The following is an 18,813-nucleotide window of genomic DNA, read 5'->3' on the forward strand; positions in this document are numbered from 1 at the left end:
CGCTCACGCGTACCGCGCCGCCGTCGCGCGTGCTTCGGCGGCCACTCTCGCGCGCAGCTCCGGAGGTCCCAGGATCTCGATCTGCGGCCCCAGGCGCAGCAACTCGGGCACGGCCACCTCGATCGTCTCGATCGGGAAGTCGGCCCGGACCCGGCCGTCCGGCAGCGGCTCGCCCGCGCTCGCCTCCACGGTGTCCGCGACATGCGCGCCGAACAGGTGCCGCACCATCGCCCGCGCGTCCTCGGTCACCAGCACGTCCGCGAGGATCGGGCGCAACTGTTCGACGAAGTCCTGCGACCAGGCCCGCCAGTAGGCCGGCAGGTCGAAGCTCGGATCTCGCTCGAACATCTCGTCGAGCACGTCCAGCTCCTCGATCCGCACCACGCGGTAGGTGCGGTCGCGGTGCTCGCCCTCGCGCACGGTGCGCGCCACCAGATACCACGCGCCCGCCTTGAGCACGAGGCCGTACGGCTCCAGATCGCGGGTGACCTCGCCCGCCCAGCGCCGGTAGCGCACCCGGATCCGCCGGTCGGTCCACACCGCGCCCGCGATCCGGGCCAGCTCCGGCGAGCGGTCCGCCTCGCGATGCCAGCCGGGCGCGTCCAGGTGGAAACGCAGTTGCGCCCGCCCGACCCGATCGCGCAACTCGGCCGGCAGTCCCGCCTGCACCTTGAGCTGCGCGGACGCGACCACCGCGCCCAGCCCCAGCTCGGCCGCGGGCCCGGGCAGTCCGGCCAGGAAGAGCGCGTCGGCCTCGTCCTGGGTGAGCCCGTTGATCCGGGTCCGGAAACCCTCCAGGAGACGGTAGCCACCGGCCGGACCGCGTTCGGCGTAGACCGGCACCCCCGCCGCGCCCAGCGCCTCGACGTCGCGGTAGACGGTGCGGACCGACACCTCCAACTGCTCGGCCAACTCGGTCGCGGTGACCAGGCCCCGGGTCTGCAGGGTCAGCAGGATGGTCAGCAGTCGGCTCGCGCGCATGATCGCCAGTGTCGCGCATACCTGACGGGAATCGGCAGGTACCCGAAGGGGCGTGGGAGGGCACCGCCGTCAGTGCCGAACGAGTGAAATGCCCGGCCGAATCGGTGTACTTCCGTTCGGGATCTTCGCATCCGTGCCATTCGTTGATCGATCATCGAATGATCTCGGCGGGACTACGCCGCGTTGCGGACGGTGATCCCGGTACGGCAGCGACCTCGGGGCGGCAGCGATGTCCGTCCCGAACGGGAACGGAGAACGGCGCGATGAGCGGCTTCCTCGACAAGGCCAGGAAGATGGCCGAAGACACGATGAACACCGGCAAGCACAAGGTCGAGGAGGTCCAGGTGGGCCGGGACGCGTCCGCACTGCTCAAGCAGCTCGGCTCCGCGTACTGGAAGGAGCAGCGCGCCGGCGGCTCGCACGAGGAGGTCACCCGGGCTCTCGCCGCGCTGGACGAACACGTGTCCAAGCACGGCGACACGGCACTGCGCGGCTGACCGCCGGCGGCGCCCGGATCAGGCGGCGCTGTCCTCGCGGACCGCCGCCGTCGCACCGGCGAAATCACGCCGCGAACCCCCCGGCCCTTTGGCCGCGGGGTCCCCGAACGCCGAGGAACGGTTCTCCTCGGCCTTGCGACGCCGACGCCGGCGCACGTAGGTGACGATGCCGGCGACGATACCGATCGCGACGATCGCGGCCCCTATCCAACCGGGAACGCTCGCCGCCGACGGGTACGCGCTGCCCGCGAGGCGGCCCAGCATGATCGAGCCCGGCACCCACACCAGGATCCCGACCGCGTTCCACGGCGCGAACCGCCGATAGGGCATGCCCGCCGCGCCGGCGAGTCGCGGCAGCAGGGTTCGCGCGAACGCGACCCAGCGACCCAGCATCACGGTCACACCGCCGGCGCCGCGACCGCGGGTGAACATCTCCTCGGCCCGTTCCCAGCGGTGCTCGCCCACCCGGCGACCCAGCCGTCCGGTCCTTATGCGTTCGCTGCGATGTCTGCCGGAGAGGTAACCGAGGGTGTCCCCGACGAGCGCGGCGGCGGTCGCGATGATCAACACCGGGACCAGCGCCAAGTGGCCGGTGGAGGTGAGCAGCCCAGCCAGCAGCAGCACCGGTTCGGCGGGCGCGAAGACGCCCAGCAGCAGACCGGTCTCGACGACGGCGACCAGCGCGATCACGACATAGGCGTACGAGGGTGGTAGATCACCCAACCGCTCCACCCACTCGTGCACGGCATCCACGTGGAACCTCCCCGTTAGGCCGCTTGCCATGTGGCCTGACAAGCATCCGCCCTCAATGGTGTCAACGGATCCTGCGCGCGGCCGAATTCCCGCCTACTCCCCTGGCCGTACGCGGGTGACCTTAGTCATCCGTCACCGACCGCCCCCGACGCCGCGCCCGGGACCGGACGGATGGCCGGCGGAGGCTCCCTCTACGTTGGGCGTCATGAACGACATCGAAATCCGGCCGGCGGGCCGGGACGACATCTCGGCCATCGTGGGTCTGCTCGTCGACGACGCCCTCGGCTCGGGGCGGGACTCGCAGGAGGACCTGACGCCGTACCTGGCGGCCTTCGAGCGGGTGACGGCCGATCCGAACCAGGAACTGGTCGTGATGACCCGACCGGACCCGGCGACGGGTGAGCGGACGGTGATCGGCACGATCCAGTTGACCATCATTCCGGGCCTGTCCCAGCGCGGGACCACGCGGGCCCTGGTGGAGGCGGTACGCATCGCCGGCAGCGAGCGCGGCGGCGGCCTGGGCACGATCCTGATGCACTGGACCATCGACCGTGCCCGCGAACGCGGTGCGACGCTGGTCCAGCTCACCTCCAACGGCACCCGCGAGAACGCCCACCGCTTCTACCGCAACCTCGGCTTCACCGACTCGCACGTGGGCTTCAAGCTCACCCTTCGACCGTAGAACCGCCCACCGCGCGACCGTCGACCCGCAACACCTCGGCGGGCACCGCCCGGCGACGGCCCGATCGGTGCTCCCGGGGCGGGACCCCGGTCCTACTCCCGCTCGCCCAACTCGATCCGGACGCCGATCGTCCCGGCCGCCCCGCGCCGCAGTCGGCTGCCGAACAGGGTCAACCGCCCGATCACCCCGAACCTGCGCCGAATCAGTCCCCGATACCGCTCGGTCCCGGCGGCGTCCAGCAGCGAGGCGTGTCCCGGCACGGCCGCGCCCCGCGGGTTCCCGCGCGCGTCGCACGCCGCGACGGTGACCTTCCCGTCGTTGCGGATGCGCTTGACCTTGCCGGAGTCCCGCGCCGTCCACACCCCGAGCGCGGCGCCGTCGCGGACCACCCACACGGGCGTGGCCACCGCGCGCCCGTCCCGGCGGAACGTGGTCAACAGGACGTACTTGCCGGCCGCGAGACGATCGAGGTCCTCGGGCACCCGGGGCGAAGTCATGCGCGCGAGTCCAGGGCGCGTACGCGGCGCGGACGCGGCGCACACGAAGCGGTCGTCAAGATCGTCCGCGACCCGATCTGCCCGGCGCCCGGCCCCGGGTGGGACGATGATCGGATGTCGCGCACATCGGAGGAAACCCGCGTCCAGGTCCGCCCCGCGACCGAGGCCGACGGTACGAGTCTTGCCGAGATCGACCACCTCACGTGGTCCCCCGACGTCACCCCCGCGCCGCGCTGGGCGGCGGACAAGGTCTTCTTCCGCAGCGCCGAGCACGTGCGCGACACCCTGGTCGCCCACGAGGGCGACCTCGTCGTGGGCTACGTGCTGCTGGAGCGCTCCACACTGTGCCCGGCCTCCGGCCACGTGCAGATCGTCAACGGGCTCGCGGTGCATCCCGACCATCAGGGCCGCCGGGTCGGCCGACTGCTGCTCGCGGCCGCCGAGGCCCGGGCGCGCCGACGCGGGGCCCGGCGGATCACCCTGCGGGTGCTCGGTGGCAACGCCTCCGCGCGGGCGCTGTACCTGGCCTGCGGCTACCGGATCGAGGGCGTGCTGGAGGGCGAGTTCCTGCTCGGCGGACGTTATGTCGACGACGTGCTGATGGCGCTGGACCTCACGGGCGAGGCTTCGCCGCCGCGTACTTGACCGCCTCGGCGACCGGCACGTCGCCGCCGACCACCTCCAGGGTCTTGCCGATCGTGCCGGGCTCGTCGAGCAGTTCGGCCACGATGGCCGCCACGTCGTCGCGGCGGATCGCTCCCCGACCTTCGCGTTCGGACAGCGCGATCAGCCCGGTGCCGGGGTCGTCGGTGAGCCGCCCCGGGCGCAGCACGGTCAGATCGAGCGCGCCGCGCGAGCGCAGGTCCTCGTCGGCCTCGCCCTTGGCCTTGAGGTAGAGGGCGAAGTCCGGGTCGGTGTCGGCGGGCGGGCGGGTCGAGGCGCCCATCGAGGACACCATCACGTAGCGCCGTACGCCCGCGTCCTCGGCCGCGTCGGCCAGCAGCACCGCGCCGCCGTAGTCGACCGTCATCGTGCGCTCCCGGGTGCCGGCCGCCCCGGCGCCCGCCGCGAACACCACCGCGTCCGCGCCGACCAGGTGCTCGACCACCTCCTCGACCGGCGCCCGTTCCAGGTCGCACACCACCGGCTCGGCCCCGGCCGCGACCAGGTCGTTCGCGTGGTCGGGGTTGCGAATGAACCCGACCACCGTGTGTCCGCGATCGGCGAGCAGCCGCTCCAGCCGAAGTGCGATCTTTCCGTGTCCACCCGCGATGACAATACGCATGTATCCGACCGTAAGGTCACGAACCAGGACATGCGCCGGCCTGGCCACGCGACACGATCAGGTTCCACTGTTCGGCTGCGCACCACCGATCGACACGATCGAAGGCGCCCGCCACCGACGCTCGCGTCGGCCGCCGCCGGCCCGAGGCGCCCGGCTTGCGACACTCCGCCGGCGCACTCCCGACGAACCCGCCCACCGTCCCCCATTTGCCGTAACCTGCCCTATCGCTTCCCCGCACGATCGGGCGGATTTCGCCCTTTGCCCTCCCTCGCGACCCGCAGCCGTTCTATCGTCGCCCCGTTCGGTGTCACCCGTACGGAAGGGGCCGGTCGTGACCCGAGGAGGCATCGGTGCGGCGCGCGTCGGCAAGGCGCTGGGGCTCGTCCCCCGTCAGGTCCGCCTCGCCGCCCGTACCGGACTGCTCGCACAACACCAGGACGGCACCTTCGACGCCGACGCGGTCGCCCGCGCCGCAGCCGACCCCGTCCCCTTCCTCACCGCGCTGCGCCGCGAAGAGCCGCTGACCGCCACCGAGGCCGCGCACCGCCTCGGCATCAGCCGGGAGTGCTTCCGCCGGATCGCACCGGCCGCCGGGCTGCCCGTCGTCGACCGGGTGCGGGTCCTGCGCTACGGCCGCGAGTCGGAGGTGCGCTACTACCGCACCGCCGACGTGGACACCCTGCCCCCGCACATCGCCGCCGACCGCGAACTGCGCGAGGCGGCCCGCCGGGTGGCCCGTTCGCTGGCCGCGAGCAAGGCCGCCGCCACCCGGGCGCACAACCGCGAGCGCGCCCACAACGCGCGCCGGTATCTCGCGACCCTGGCCCCCGACCGGCAGACCGACCCGGCCGACGTGATCGCCTTCGCGTGCGCGCTGGCCCGGCTGCACGGCACCGCGCCCGCCCGGCTGCGCAGGTTCATGGGCGACCCGCGTGTGCGCGACATCGCCGAGATCGGCGCCCAGTGCCGTTACAAGCCGGGCGAGATCGCCGACCTGCTCGCCGCCGCCACCCCGCGCGCGATCACCGCGCTGCGTTCGCTCGCCCGGCCGCATCGGGTGTGGGCGACGCTGGGCGTGCCGGCCGAGGACATCGCGCACCGCGTCCCGTCCATCGACCAGCACGTCAGCGCCGACCTGCTGCACGTACTGGCCACCGACCCACCGAACTGGCTGCTGGAACTGCACGCGGACCGCGAACTCGAACACGCCTGCGCCGCGGTCACCCGCTGGCTGGATCGCGAGTGGCATGCCCAGCAGCGGCGCGCCGAGGCGGTCTGCCGCGCCGCCGAGGCGGTGATCGACCACCTCACCGACGATGCCGTCGCCGAACTCTTCGGGCTGCCCGTGGAGTTGGTCCTGGACCTGCGTCCGCGCAGCAACAAGTGGACCACCGCCTACGTCGAGGAGCTCCTGCACACGCGCCCGCTGTGGCTGCGCAGCCAGGCGCTGGCCCGCGCCGAGATCGCCCGCCGCGCCACCGCGCGCGCCCGTCGGGAGGCCGCCCGCACCCAGCGCCGCCTCGGCTGGCGGCGCACCTGGGCCCGGGCCCTGTCCATCCCGCTGGAGGCCGTCCCCGACACGGTCGAGCGACCCACCGCCTCCGCCCTGGAGACCGCCCGGACCCACCCGCCGCACTGGGCCCGCCCGAACTGACACCCCCCGGCGTACGGGGACCCGAGCGGCCGTCACTCGGGGCGGGCCCGAGGGCGGTACCCGCCTCTCCCGCCGGCCGGCGCGAGCCCCGGACCACCACGAGCCCGCCCGGACCCGCGTCAGTTCGCGTCCATCAGTTCCGCCGCCACCACAGCGCCCAGTTCGGTGCACGCGGCCAGCGCGTCGCGCGTGACCGGCCCGGCCAGTTCCACCGGCGGGCGGACCCGCTTCCACTGCAATCCGCCGGCCGCCGACTCGACCGAGCGCACCGCGCCGGTGGTGTCGCTGCCGCCGTGCACGTACAGCCCGTACGGTCGGCGCACCGTCTCGTGCAGGCACGGGTAATAGGCGCCGTCGAAGAAGTGTTTCAAAGCGCCGGACATGTAGCCCAGGTTCGCGGGGGTGCCGAGCAGGTAGCCGTCCGCCTCCAGCACCTCGACCGGCGAGCAGGTCAGCGCGGCCCGGACCCGGACCTCGACGCCCTCGATCTCGGGGTCGCGGGCGCCGGCGAGGGTCGCCTCCAGCATCTCGGCGAGCGTCGGCGAGGGCGTGTGGTGCACCACGAGCAGGATGGCCATGGCCTCACGCTGCCAGAACCGGGCCGGAGCCGAAACGACCCGCCCACCGACCGCCACTCCGATGGGTGAGTTCGTCGGGAAATCGACATCACGTCGATCGTGCCGCGACGCCGCCCCGTCGGCCGCCGGCGGGTCGCGACCCGCGATCCCACCTGGGCAAACAGGTTCATCACGTCACCCATGCGAGTGGACCCTCGGGAAAATCGTGGCGATTCCACCCGTTTGATGCTTTGACAGATGTGCACCATTTGTAACGATAAGAGCACTTTGAGTACTGCACCGATAGGCCGACCGGCCGGCACCTCGGGGAGAAGCACCCACATGCGCCTGATCCACAAGCGACTGCTGCCCGACCCCCGCGGCACGTCCCCCACCGACCCGAATCCCGAAGCCGGCCCCACCCCCGTCCCCGACCAAGCCCCCGCCCCGGCCGCCCCCGCGGCGCCCACCCTCGTCTCGGTCGTCCGCCGCACCCTGGCCCCCGCCACCCGCGCCGGCACCCCGCAATCGCGCACCTTCCACACCGTGTACGCGATCGCCACCCTCCCCCTGGTGATCGCCCTCCATGCCGCCCTCTGGGCGTTGTCCACCCCCGGGCGCCTCGGCGCCACCGTCCTGATCCTGTACGGCCTCGGCCGCACCGGGATCCTCACCCCGCACCTCACACACTGAGTGCACCGCCCGAAGGAGCACCCATGGTTCTGTCCATCTCCGGCGTCCTGTTGCTCGGCGTCATCGCCTACGTCTTCTTCCGCAAGGACGGGCTGAGAATCCCGCACGCCCTCGTCTGCGCCCTCTTCGGCTTCTACCTGGCCGGCAGTTCGATCGCCCCACACATCACCGCGAGCGGCAACAGCATCGCCAACCTGCTCAGCGGCCTCAATTTCTGACCGCGCCCGTCCCCCACCGCAGCAAGGCCCCAGGCCCCGGCTCGTCCCCCCGAACCGGGGCCTCCCGCCTACCCGTACCAACCCCTCACGGAGACCGCATGTCCCCCGGCCCCAAGTCCCTCGTCACCATCGCCCAGCGCGCCAAGGAGGGCATCGGCAACACCCGCACGCGCGCCCAGCGCATCCACCACCACACCCGCGACACGTTCTCGCCCGTGTTCACCCTCAGCCGAGGGCTGAACCGACAACTCGCGTGGGCGCGCGCGTGGTGGAAGAGCGCTTCGGCGGACAAGCGCAAGGCCGGTGTCGCCGGTGTCGCCGGTGTGTTGCTCGCTCTCTACTTCCTGCCCTACGCCCCGCTGATCGCACTGCTGCTGATCCTGGCCGGCGCCGCCTGGCTCGGCCGCGCGGAGAAACCGCCCGCCGAGCCCGCCCCCGACCCCACCGACGTCAAACTCCAGGCCGTCTACAACGGCCTCGTGCCCTATCTCGCCGACGACCACGACCCGGCCCGCCTCTTCCACCCCGGCGGCCCGTACCAGAACGCCTTCCGGCACTGGGAACTCGACGGTGACCGGATCACCCGCCTCGAACTGACCTACAGCCCGTACTTCACCGACGACGACCCCACCGCCCGGGCCCGAATCGAACGTGTGCTCCAGGCCAAGACCGGCCGCGGCCGCGAGTACCTCTACGACTGGGACACCGAGAACAACCACCTCACCGTCGCCGCGCTGCCCCCGCTGCCCTCGGCCGTGCCCGCGCAACACTTCATCACCGCGCCGAGCGAGATCCTGCTCGGCGTCACCGACGCCGGCAGCACCAACCGCCGCGTCCCGATCCGCGTGGACGACACCATCCGGCAACTCCCGCCGGTCATCTGGCGCACCGGCCACCGCAGCACCGACCCGCACCTGCTCGCCGTCGCCGCCCCCGGCGCGGGCAAGTCCAACCTGCTGCGCACCATCGCCCTCCAGGCCGCCCGCGACGGCGACATCGTGATCATCGACGGCAGCGGCTCCGGCGACTACGCCTGCCTGGCCGGTCGCCGCAACATCCTGCGGATCGAGACCGGCTACCACGGCGCGCTGGAGATGCTGACCTGGCTGCGGCACGAGACCGAACGCCGGATCGCCGCCGTCACCCACGCCAAGCAATACGGCACCGCGGTACCGGACAACGCGCGCCGACCGCTGTGGCTGATCCTCGACGAGATCACCGAACTCAGCGATCTCGCCGCCGGACAGGGCAGCACCGACCCGCAGGAACTGCTCGACCTCCCGCTGCGCCTGGGCCGCGCCGCACACGTCGGGGTGATCACCAGCGCCCGGCCCACCCACCTGGACCGACTGCGCCCCGCGCTGATCGCCGACACGCACACCCGCGTCGTGCTGGGCCCGCTGGACCCGGAGACCACGTACACCGTCCTGGGCGCCGCCCCCGGCGTCTCCGGCGGCGAGAGCATGCCCCCCGGCCGCGGCTACATCCGGATCGGCAACGGCCCCGTGGTGCGCATCCAGATCCCGCACACCCCCGACCCGCTGGAGGAGGACACCCCCGAGGCCGAGCGCGAGCGCCTGCTCGCCCTGCTCCCCCGGCACACCGACACCCTGCCCGTCGACGCGCCCGCGATCTCGCTCGCCAAGGCCCCCGAACGCGAGCCCGAGCCCACCGGCTGACCCCGGGCGCGGCACCGCGCCGGCCCGCGCCGACTCGCGCCGACCCGGCGTCCATCCTCGCGAAGGCCCCCCGAGCAGCCGCGCTCGGGGGGCCTCGACGCATGGTCACGTCACCACCAAATACCCAAAACGCACCACTCCGCCCGCACCCTCGCGCCATGATGGGGGCCCGCACCCCCACGGAGGACGTGGACGCCCAGTGTTCGACCTCGCCAACTTCACCGTCAGCGACATGGTCGTGTGCAGCTCCGAACTGCGCCAGGTCACCGCCGATTCGGCCACCACCGAGGACGCGGCCCGCGCGATCGTGCGACACCTGCGCACCACCTTCCGCGACCCGCTCACCGGGCAACCCCAACTCGTCCTCGCCCGCCTGTTCCAGACCATGCCCTGGCGCAACCTCACCCCCGACCTGGAACAGTGCGCGCTGCGCCGGCAGCCCGGCCTCACGCCGCACCCCGACCTGCGCTGCCTGACCCTGCTGGCCACCACCGGCGACCACCCGGACTGGCGTGACCGCACCCGCTCGCGGCACCACCAAGTGGTCGCCTTCCCCAGCGCCGAGGCGGTCCGCCGGGCGCCGATGATCAGCGCCATGCTCGAGCAACTCGGGGTCACCGCCGAGGAGATCGTGGCCGGGCCGCTGCCCACCGACAACGAGTGGGACCGGCACGACATCCACCACATCCCGGACGCGCTCACCAGCAGCGCCGTCCCGGACAAGGAGTTCATCCGGGCGAGCGGGATAAAATCCGTGGTCGGCTACGCCGGCAAGCTCCCCGACGGCGAACTGTTCACCGTGCTGATGTTCACCCGCGTCCACGTTCCGGCCCGGATCGCCGAACTCTTCCGCACCGTCGCGGTGTCCACCCGCCTGGCCCTGCTCCCGCTCAACACCGCGCCCCTGTTCGCCGGCGGCCCCGGCCGGCCCACCCCCACCACGCACGTCGCCGCCGCCCGCCTGGACGCCCTGGAACAACTCCTGGCCGCCCACGAGGGCACCACCGCGCAACAGGCCCTGGTCGCCGAGGACGCCCGCGACCGGGTCCGCTCGCAGCAGGAGCAACTCGCCCACAAACAGCGTCGACTCGACCAGGAGACCCGGATCGTCGAGACGCTCTACCGCGTCGGCCAGAAACTCACCCGCGAGCTCAATCTCGAACGCCTCGTGCAAGCCGCCACCGACGCCGCCACCTCGGTGATCGCCGCCGAGCACGGCATCTTCCGCTACATCGACTACGACACCGGCGGCGTCGCGGACACCCGCTACGCCGTCACCAGCCCCGACCCCACGCTGATCGACCGCCTGCCCCGACCGCGACCCTCCCTCGCCGCGCGCAGCCGACCGCAGACCACCGCCGCCCCGCCGGCCACCGTGCGCCGCGGCGACCTCACCGAAGACCCCGCCGCCACACACCTGTTGCCCTACCGGGTGAGCCCCGACGGACAGCCCCCCGTACGCAGCCTGCTGACCATCCCGGTCACCACCGCGACCGGCGAGGACCTGGGCGCCTTCTCCTTCTGCCATACCCGGGCCGACGTGTTCACCGAACGCGACGAACAACTCGCCCTGGGCATCGCCGCGCAGGCGGCCACCGCGATCGAGAACGCCCGGCTGTTCCGCAGCGTGCGCGACACCGCCGTCGAACTCCAGCGCAGCCTGCTCCCGCAGGTCCCGCCCGACCTGGACGAACTCAACATCGCCTTCCGCTACCTGCCCGGCGCCAAGGGCCAACAGGTGGGCGGCGACTGGTTCGACGTGATCCCGCTGTCCGCCGGCCGAATCGCCCTGGTGGTCGGCGACGTGATGGGTCGAGGTCTGCAGGCCGCCGCCGTGATGGGCCAACTCCGGGCCGCGGTACGGGCGTACTCGGTGATGGACCTGCCGCCCGCGCAGGTCATGCGGCATCTCAACCGGCTGGTGACCGGGCTCGGCGGCGAGGACCAGATCATCACGTGCGTGTACGCCGTCTACGACCCCGGCGACGCCACCATCCACTGGTCCAACGCCGGCCACCTGCCACCGGCCCTGATCGGCGCCGACGGCAAGGTCGAACTCCTGGAGGACGACCTGGGCGTACCGCTCGGCCTGGACGGCACCGCGTTCGAGGACGCGGTGGTCGGCTTCGACACCGGCGACCAACTGCTCCTGTACACCGACGGCCTGGTCGAATCGCACGACGCCTCGCTCACCGACCGCCTGCAGGAACTCACCAAGCACATCGACAGCACCACCGGCGGCGCCTACAACGTCGCCGACGTCGCCGACCTGCTCGCCAAGACCATGCTCACCGGCCAGGAACCCGACGACGTCGCGCTGCTGCTGGTCCGTGCCCGACACAGCGTCGAGCGCACCGCCGGCCTCGACCTGCCGCCCACGCCGCGCTCCGCGCGCGAGGCCCGCGACTTCGTCCGCGCCACGCTGGGCCGCTGGGAGCTGGCCGAGCACAGCGACACCACCTGCTCGGTGGTCACCGAACTCGTCTCCAACGCCGCCGAGCACGCCCGCACCCCGATGGAGCTCAGGCTCCGGCACCACCCGGGCCGGCTGATCGTCGAGGTGGTCGACCACGACGGCCGACTGCCCAAGGAGATCGCCTCTCCCGGCCACGACGAGCGGCACCGGGGGTTGTGCATCGTGGCCGGCCTGACCACCGACTGGGGCGTGCGTCCCACCGACACCGGGAAGATCGTCTGGGCCGAGATCCGCGATCGTTGAGGCCCACCACGACCCCGGTCGGCGAAACCACCCGCCACACCCCTACCACCCGCACCGGGCGCGGTCGCCCCACACCGGGCCGCTCGGGTCGGCGCGCATTCGCTGTGCGTGGCGGCGCGCGTTCCGGGCAGGCGTACCCTCGGCGACCCCGGGCCGTTCAGGCGAGTTTTATGTCACTTTCCACCGTCGATGTGGTGAATCATCCGTTTTCGGGTAGCTACTCACCGTCACGGCCCCCGATCGCCCCCTCCGCCCCCTCGGTCGGGAATCTTCGGGGCCCGTCACGCGTTCTGCAATCGGACGAGACAGCAAGACCTGTCGATGTGGGTTGACAAGCCAGGAGGCACGATTCATGAGTGAGCGAGCTCTCCGCGGCACACGCCTTGGCGCCACCAGCTACGAGACCGATCGCGGTATCGATCTGGCGCCGCGTCGCACCGTGGAATACGACTGCCCCCGGGGGCACCGCTTCGAGATGCCGTTCTCCGTCGAGGCGGAGATCCCTTCGACGTGGGAGTGCCGCAGCTGCGGTGCCATCGCGCAGTTGGTGGATGGCGCGCCGCCGGAGGAGAAGAAGAACAAGGCCACGCGTACGCACTGGGACATGCTCATGGAGCGGCGTACCCGGGAAGAGCTGGAAGAGGTCCTCGCCGAGCGCCTCGCCGTACTGCGGTCGGGTGGGATCAATCTCCACCACGATCCGCGCAACAACCGCAAGAGCGCCTGAGCGAGCACCGCGCGAGCCCGCTCCGGGCGCGTGCGGATCCCGTCGACAGGTGGCACCGACGCCCGGGGCGCCGACGATCTCACGATCGTGGCGCCCCGGGCGTCGTGCTGTCTGCGAACGCCGCCCTCGAGGTCGCGGGGCCCCGAAGCCTCAGGGCAGTTCGCGCGGCGGCGCCGGCGGGTCGTCGTCGCGGCGCTCGTCCGGATCGATCACCTCGCCGCGCACGATCTTGCCGTCCGGGCGGTGGATCCGGGCGTCCCGCACCGCGCCCGAGAACCTCGGACTGTTGGCCACCTTCGCGGCCACCACTGTGCCGATCAGGCGCCGGATCAGCGGCCGGGTGAACGGCAGCACACACAGCAGGCCCAGTGCGTCGGTGATGAACCCGGGGATGATCAGCAGGATGCCGCCGAGGATGACCACGCCCGCGTCGGCGGCGGCCTTGGTCGCCTCCTTGCCCTGGGCCGCGAGCACGGTCGGGTCGCTCTGGCTCTGGCGCTGGGCCTGTTCACCGAGCTCGCGCAGCCGGGTCAGCACCCGGCGGCCCTCGTAGCGGATCACCAGTGAGCCCAGCGCGACGCCGGCCAGGATCAGCAGGAACGTCCGGCCCGCGCCGATCTCGCTGCCGACCAGACTGATCACGTAGATCTCGGCCAGTGGCAGGGCGACGATCGGCAGGAGCGTGGCCGCTCGGCGCAGCGGGGTGCTCACGCGATCACTTCCTCGGCGAGGTGGTACCGGTGGTGCCGGTAGTGCTCGAGGTGTCGGCGGCCTCGGCGGTGTCGGGAGATCCGGCGGATTCGGCGGTATCGACCGCTCCGGTGGCTCCCGCGGTGTCGGTGGCTCCGGTGCCCGGCGCGTCGTGGCCCTCGCGCGCGCTGTCGACCCTGCTCGCGCCCTCGGCGCCGCCCTCGATGCCTGCCGCCGCCTCCGGGGTGGCTTCGTCGGGGTACTTGCCGACCCGACGGCCGACGCCCCACGCGGTGACCCGCCACAGCGCCTCGGCGACGATCGAGTTGCTCATCTTGCTGTTGCCGCGCTCGCGTTCGATGAACGTGATCGGCACCTCCAGGACGCGGTAGCCCTTGCGGATCGCCCGCCAGGCCAGGTCCACCTGGAAGCAGTAGCCCTGGGAGGCGACCTCGTCCAGACCGATGCCGAGCAGGGTGTCCTTGCGGAACGCCCGGAAGCCGCCGGTGACGTCGTGGATGTCGACGCCGAGCATCAGGCGCGAGTAGGTGCTGCCGCCCCTGGAGATGAGCTTGCGGTGTCCGGGCCAGTTGACCGCGCCGCCGCCGGGGACCCAGCGCGAACCGAGCACCAGGTCCGCGTCCCGTACCGCTTCGAGCAGGCGCGGGAGTTGTTCGGGCTGGTGCGAACCGTCGGCGTCCATCTCCACCAGGATGTCGTAACCGCGGTCGATGCCCCAGCGGAAGCCCGCGATATAGGCGGCGCCCAGACCCTCCTTGCCGGCCCGGTGCATGACCTGGACGTGCGGGTCGTGCTCGGCGAGGGTGTCCGCGATGTCGCCGGTGCCGTCGGGGCTGTTGTCGTCGGCGATCAGCACGTCGACGTCGGGCACGGCGGCCCGCAGGCGGGAGACGATCGGCTCGATGTTCTCCGATTCGTTGTAGGTGGGGATGATGACGAGCACCTTGCCGAGGTCGGCGAAGCTGGTCTGCTCGCTGTCGGTCACATCATCTCCTTGATGGCGTTGGCGTCGGCGAGGGTGTCGACGCCGGCGTCGGCTGTGGTCGGCTGGATGCCGGGGGTGTTGACTGTCCGGGCCTGGCGCCGACGGCGGAGGATGCCGTACGCGCAGGCGAGAAGACCGACGATAGCCAGGATCCACTCGGGAGCCGAACCGAGTCGGGTGGCCGGCGTGCGGTCGTCGCGCAGCGGCACGTCCATGACCAGCGTGTCGGCGGTGAATTCGCGGGTGCGTTCGACCACTTTTCCATCCGGCATGACGATCGCGCTGATCCCGGAGGTGGCCGCGATGAGCACCGCGCGGCCGTGCTCGATCGCGCGCAGCCTGGACATCGCGAGTTGCTGCTCGGGCTGGCCGCTGCGGCCGTAGGTGGCGTTGTTGGTCTGCACGACCAGCACCCGGCCACCGTGCGTGACCGCCTCGCGGGTGACGTTGTCGTAGGCGATCTCGAAGCAGATCACGTCGCCGATCCGGGCCGGGCCCAGTTGCATGACGCCGACGGTCTTGCCGGGGTAGAAGTCGCGCGGGACGCGTTCGAGCCGGCTGATGAACTTGGTGAGCAGTTCGCGCATCGGGATGTACTCGCCGAACGGCACCGGGTGGCGCTTGGTGTAGGAGGCGCCGGGTCCGGTGACCGGGTCCCACACGATGCCCTGGTTCTGGATGTGTGTGGCGTCGGGGCCGGCGACCAGGACGCCGGTGAGCACGGGGACGCCGATGTCCTTGACCGCACCGTCGATCGCCACGTACGCGTCGCGCTCCTCGAACGGGTTCAGGTCCGAGGAGTTCTCCGGCCAGATCACCAGTTCGGGCTTCCTGACCTTGCCCGCGCGCACGTCGGCGGCGAGCTTGTGGGTCTCGCGGACGTGGTTGTCCAGGACCGCGCGCCGCTGGCCGAGGAAGTCCAGGCCGGTGCGCGGGACGTTGCCCTGGATCACCGCGATGGTCGCGCTGTCCGGGCCCGCGGCGTCGCCCTCGGTGGGGATGGGCACCGCGTAGGCGCTCGCGGGGATGGCGATCGCCAGGCCGATGGCGCCCAGGGCAAGCGGCACGGCGGCACGCGGCGTACGCGCGACCTCGGGGCCCGACTCGGCGATCTCGTCCGCGGACGCGGTGTATCGGGCGTACAGGCGCAGCCCGGCCCAGCCGAGCAGGGCGCCGGTGAGCGCGACGGCGAAGGTCACCCCGGGTGCGCCGGCGAGCGCGGCGATCGGGGTGAACGGCGTCGCGGTGTTGGCGAAGGCCAGTCGACCCCAGGGGAAGCCGCCGAACGGGACGCGGTCGCGCACCAGTTCCTCCGCGACCCACAGGCACGCGGTCCACAGCGGCCACAACCGCAGTCGGCCGATCAGGGTGAGCGCGGCGGCCAACGCGGCGATGTACAGCGCCTGCACCACCGACAGCACGATCCACGCGTCCGGCCCGACCACGCGCAGCCACTTGAGCAGCCACAACATGAACGGCAGGCCGAACAGCAGGCCGTAGCCGAAGCCGGTGCGGGTGCGTTGCCCGTGCACCGCGACGGTGAGCACGGCGACCGCGAGCACGCTCAGCGGCCAGATGTCGTACGGCGGGAACGCGAGCGCCAGCAGCAGGCCGCTGATCAGCGCGTAGGCCGGGCGGGCGGGCTTGCGGTAGATGCTCACGGCGGTGGCCCGGGTGCGTCGGAAACGCCGCCTGCGGGCGGGCGCCGAGACCGGGGGCGGGGCGCCCTCGGGCACTGTGGCGCTGTCGAGCTGCGGCACCGTGGGGCCCCCTCGCTGGGTCGTCGCTGATCACTGTTGCCGGCTTCGGCACGGAGTTGCGCCGGTCGGGTGATGCAGTGACGTTACAACGTTCGAGGTGGGTGAGCGGTTTCGGATCGTTCTCGACAGTGCGGTGGGGGCAGCGGGAGCTCGGTCGCCCTTCGGGCCGGCCCCGGACCGGCTGGCTGTCGGTCGCGGTGGTCGTTGTCTACTGGGCGACCGGGCTCTGCCGCGGTCTCACCTTCCGGCGCGGGGTGTGCTCGCGTCCGGCGGGGCGGCTGCACGGGTGCCGCTCTGCCGTTCGTGGCCGCGTGGGGCGGCCTCCCGGGCACGTGTCACGTCGGTTCCGGACCTGGCGCCCGGTGGCTGTGCCACCTGTGGCCCGGAGGCGTGCGCGTGCTCGGGGAGGGTGTTCTCCTGCCGGTCGTCCTGCGGTGGACCGGGTCGAACGTACTGGGCGATGCGGGCGCGGTGTCAACATCGCACTGACCTGCACGGATGCGGTATCGGTGCAGGTCAGGACCCGGGGTGGTGCGCCACTGGTGTGGGTGGTGTGCGCCCACCAGGTGGCGCAATCGTTCCCCTAATGGGTCTCCTCGCGGCTTCCGCACCCCTTGCGCACGTGCGTCGCGCCCCCGATCGCGATCCGGACCCGACCCGATCGTGAGCCGGTGCCGGCCCGTTCCCGGCCGGTGTCGGGGCGGCGGGGACGTCGGCGTGTCGCGCGTTGCGGGCTTCCCGGGTTGTTGTACACGGGTCGGGGCCCGACGCGCGAGCGAGACCCCGGCTTACGTTCACCCACATCGGTGCATCCGGTCACCGCCGGCACCTCGGTTCAGGCCACGCAGGGTGCTCCGGAGAAGCCCGCGTAGGCGCCGGGTCGGCTGCGCTCGGTCTCCCCCACCGCCGTGGCAAGCCGGCGGATCGCCTCGGTCAGCGTCGCCGGATCGTGCGCGTACGGCAGTCGCACGTGGTGCTCGAAGGTGCCGTCGGTGCCGAAGTGGGTGCCCGCCGCGATCCGCACGCCGTGGCGCGCCGCCGCCTCGGTCAGGGACAGGCTGGACGTCCCCTCGGTGCGCACCCACAACGACAGCCCGCCCACCGGCATCGCGAAGGTCCAGTTCGGCAGGCGGTCGGTGAGCGCGTCGGCGAGGGCGCCTCGGGCGGTGCGCAGCGCGGGCAGCCGGCTCTCCAGGATGGTGTCCTCGTGGTCGGTGATCAGGTGGTGGGTGACCAGTTGGTCCAGCACCGGCGCGCCGACGTCGAAGGACGCGCGGGTGGCCGCGATCCGCCGGACCAGGTCCGGGGTGGCCCGGATCCAGCCGATCCGCAACCCGCCCCAGAAGGTCTTCGACGTCGAGCCGATGGTGACCACGTTGTTGGTCCGGTCGAACGCGGCCATCGGCAGCGGCCGGTCGCTCGGGTCGATGTCCAGGGCCAGGTCGAAGCACGTCTCGTCGACGATCAGCGTGGTCCCGGTGTTGCGCGCCAGGTCCACCAGGGTGCGTCGGATGCCCGCGTCGGCGAGGTGGCCGGTCGGGTTCTGGTAGTCCGGGATCAGGTAGGCCAGTCGGGGCGCGGCGGTGCGCAGCGTGTCGCGCCAGGTCTCCGGGTCCCACCCGGTGTCCGTCATCGGCACCGGGACCAGCCGGTTCCCGGCCTGCCGGATGGCGTCCAGCACGTTGGCGTACGTGGGCGATTCCACCGCGACCCGGTCGCCGGGGCCGGCCAGCGTGCGCAGGACCAGGGTGACCGCGGCGAGCGCGCCGGGGGTGACCAGGATCTGGTCGGGCGTGGTGGGTACGCCGCGCCGGGTGTAGCGCTGGGCCAGCGTGTCGCGCAGGACCGGCAGGCCGCCGGGCAGGTAGCCGTGGCCGGTGGTGTAGGTGGGCAGCGAGTCGGTGGCGTCGGCGACCGCCTGGTGCAGGGCCCGGCCGGGGCCGGGCAGGGCGGCGACGCCGAGGTCGATCACGCCGGTGGTGGTGCTCGGGCTCAATCCCTTGGTGGGGATCTCGGTGTGCGTGCCGGGCAGGGTGGTCCAACTGCCGGAGCCGCGCCGGCTGGTCAGGTAGCCGTCGGTGCGCAGGAGTTCGTACGCGGCGGCGACCGTGGTGCGGCTGATGCCGAGTCGGTCGGCGAGGCCGCGCTCGGCGGGCAGGCGCGCGGTCAGCGGGATCCGACCGTCCAGGAGCAGCGCGCGGATGCGATCGGCCAGCGTGCGGTACGCCGGCCCGGTGCGCGCCGCGGACTGGGTCGTGGTGGTCCAGGGGTGCAGGAGGTCGGCGAGGCGGGTGCTGCTGACGGTCAGGTGAGGCGCGCTCATCAGTCCACTCCTGTGGAATTGGCTATGGATCTGTGATCCGGTGTCGACGATTCTTCCACCGTTGGCTCTTTTTCGGCAGTCCGGTAAAGAAC

Annotated in this window: 17 protein-coding genes and 1 pseudogene; 9 read left to right on the forward strand and 9 right to left on the reverse strand. The window is 72.3% G+C overall.

The features are described 5' to 3' along the window. Positions 1 to 3: 3 nt before the first annotated feature. A complete protein-coding gene (locus ACIBSV_RS22435) occupies positions 4 to 981 on the reverse strand; it encodes a helix-turn-helix transcriptional regulator (protein ID WP_395865656.1) in 978 nt (325 codons plus the stop codon). Positions 982 to 1,244: 263 nt separating this feature from the next. Between ACIBSV_RS22435 and ACIBSV_RS22440 the strand changes: the two genes are divergently transcribed. Next, complete coding sequence (locus ACIBSV_RS22440; protein WP_395865658.1) at positions 1,245 to 1,478, forward strand: hypothetical protein; 234 nt, start codon at positions 1,245 to 1,247, stop codon at positions 1,476 to 1,478. 18 nt (positions 1,479 to 1,496) lie between these two features. Here the strand turns inward: ACIBSV_RS22440 and ACIBSV_RS22445 are convergent, their stop codons facing one another. After that, positions 1,497 to 2,231: a DedA family protein gene (locus tag ACIBSV_RS22445; protein ID WP_395865660.1), complete on the reverse strand. Its 735-nt coding sequence runs from the start codon at positions 2,229 to 2,231 to the stop codon at positions 1,497 to 1,499. A 205-nt stretch (positions 2,232 to 2,436) separates the two neighbouring features. Here ACIBSV_RS22445 and ACIBSV_RS22450 point away from each other — a divergent pair, with 205 nt between their 5' ends. Further along, positions 2,437 to 2,913 (forward strand): GNAT family N-acetyltransferase, encoded by a 477-nt coding sequence (locus tag ACIBSV_RS22450; RefSeq protein WP_395865664.1) that lies wholly within the window; start codon positions 2,437 to 2,439, stop codon positions 2,911 to 2,913. 92 nt (positions 2,914 to 3,005) lie between these two features. Here the strand turns inward: ACIBSV_RS22450 and ACIBSV_RS22455 are convergent, their stop codons facing one another. Further along, a complete protein-coding gene (locus ACIBSV_RS22455) occupies positions 3,006 to 3,410 on the reverse strand; it encodes a PPOX class F420-dependent oxidoreductase (RefSeq protein WP_395865665.1) in 405 nt (134 codons plus the stop codon). Between the two features lie 114 nt (positions 3,411 to 3,524). Between ACIBSV_RS22455 and ACIBSV_RS22460 the strand changes: the two genes are divergently transcribed. Then, positions 3,525 to 4,055: a GNAT family N-acetyltransferase gene (locus ACIBSV_RS22460; protein WP_395865667.1), complete on the forward strand. Its 531-nt coding sequence runs from the start codon at positions 3,525 to 3,527 to the stop codon at positions 4,053 to 4,055. Here ACIBSV_RS22460 and ACIBSV_RS22465 read toward each other — a convergent pair. Then, on the reverse strand, positions 4,024 to 4,695 hold the full coding sequence (locus ACIBSV_RS22465; protein WP_395865669.1) for an SDR family oxidoreductase: 672 nt from the start codon (positions 4,693 to 4,695) through the stop codon (positions 4,024 to 4,026). The two genes, ACIBSV_RS22460 and ACIBSV_RS22465, sit on opposite strands and share 32 nt — an antisense overlap. A 331-nt stretch (positions 4,696 to 5,026) precedes the next feature. On the opposite strand from ACIBSV_RS22465, the gene ACIBSV_RS22470 reads away from it, so the two are divergent. After that, a complete protein-coding gene (locus ACIBSV_RS22470; RefSeq protein ID WP_395865671.1) occupies positions 5,027 to 6,349 on the forward strand; it encodes a hypothetical protein in 1,323 nt (440 codons plus the stop codon). 119 nt (positions 6,350 to 6,468) lie between these two features. Here the strand turns inward: ACIBSV_RS22470 and ACIBSV_RS22475 are convergent, their stop codons facing one another. Then, positions 6,469 to 6,927, reverse strand: a complete 459-nt coding sequence (locus tag ACIBSV_RS22475) for a flavodoxin family protein (protein WP_395865673.1) — start codon at positions 6,925 to 6,927, stop codon at positions 6,469 to 6,471. A gap of 321 nt (positions 6,928 to 7,248) precedes the next feature. On the opposite strand from ACIBSV_RS22475, the gene ACIBSV_RS22480 reads away from it, so the two are divergent. The 5 genes from ACIBSV_RS22480 (at position 7,249) to ACIBSV_RS22500 (ending at position 12,942) form a co-directional block, all read left to right on the forward strand. Next, positions 7,249 to 7,599, forward strand: coding sequence for a hypothetical protein (locus ACIBSV_RS22480; protein ID WP_395865675.1), 351 nt, complete (start codon positions 7,249 to 7,251; stop codon positions 7,597 to 7,599). Positions 7,600 to 7,622: 23 nt separating this feature from the next. After that, complete coding sequence (locus tag ACIBSV_RS22485) at positions 7,623 to 7,817, forward strand: DUF2304 domain-containing protein (RefSeq protein WP_395865676.1); 195 nt, start codon at positions 7,623 to 7,625, stop codon at positions 7,815 to 7,817. 98 nt (positions 7,818 to 7,915) lie between these two features. Then, the gene (locus tag ACIBSV_RS22490; protein ID WP_395865678.1) at positions 7,916 to 9,496 is read left to right on the forward strand and encodes a hypothetical protein; all 1,581 of its coding nucleotides are present in this window, start codon (positions 7,916 to 7,918) and stop codon (positions 9,494 to 9,496) included. 199 nt (positions 9,497 to 9,695) lie between these two features. Further along, the gene (locus ACIBSV_RS22495) at positions 9,696 to 12,215 is read left to right on the forward strand and encodes a SpoIIE family protein phosphatase (RefSeq protein WP_395865680.1); all 2,520 of its coding nucleotides are present in this window, start codon (positions 9,696 to 9,698) and stop codon (positions 12,213 to 12,215) included. 352 nt (positions 12,216 to 12,567) lie between these two features. Beyond that, positions 12,568 to 12,942 (forward strand): RNA polymerase-binding protein RbpA, encoded by a 375-nt coding sequence (locus tag ACIBSV_RS22500; RefSeq protein ID WP_395865681.1) that lies wholly within the window; start codon positions 12,568 to 12,570, stop codon positions 12,940 to 12,942. 150 nt (positions 12,943 to 13,092) lie between these two features. Here ACIBSV_RS22500 and ACIBSV_RS22505 read toward each other — a convergent pair whose 3' ends face one another. The 4 genes and pseudogenes from ACIBSV_RS22505 to ACIBSV_RS22520 form a co-directional block, all read right to left on the reverse strand. Then, the gene (locus tag ACIBSV_RS22505; RefSeq protein ID WP_395865683.1) at positions 13,093 to 13,653 is read right to left on the reverse strand and encodes an FxsA family protein; all 561 of its coding nucleotides are present in this window, start codon (positions 13,651 to 13,653) and stop codon (positions 13,093 to 13,095) included. Between the two features lie 229 nt (positions 13,654 to 13,882). Beyond that, positions 13,883 to 14,638, reverse strand: a pseudogene (locus tag ACIBSV_RS22510) (polyprenol monophosphomannose synthase); the annotation flags it as partial. Further along, positions 14,635 to 16,398 (reverse strand): apolipoprotein N-acyltransferase, encoded by a 1,764-nt coding sequence (gene lnt / locus ACIBSV_RS22515; protein ID WP_395865685.1) that lies wholly within the window; start codon positions 16,396 to 16,398, stop codon positions 14,635 to 14,637. The pseudogene ACIBSV_RS22510 and the gene lnt, both read right to left, overlap by 4 nt. Positions 16,399 to 17,233: 835 nt before the next feature. Next, a complete protein-coding gene (locus ACIBSV_RS22520; RefSeq protein WP_395865688.1) occupies positions 17,234 to 18,721 on the reverse strand; it encodes a PLP-dependent aminotransferase family protein in 1,488 nt (495 codons plus the stop codon). Between the last annotated feature and the right edge of the window lie 92 nt (positions 18,722 to 18,813).

Source organism: Embleya sp. NPDC050154 (genome assembly GCF_044460165.1).
GTDB lineage: Bacteria > Actinomycetota > Actinomycetes > Streptomycetales > Streptomycetaceae > Embleya.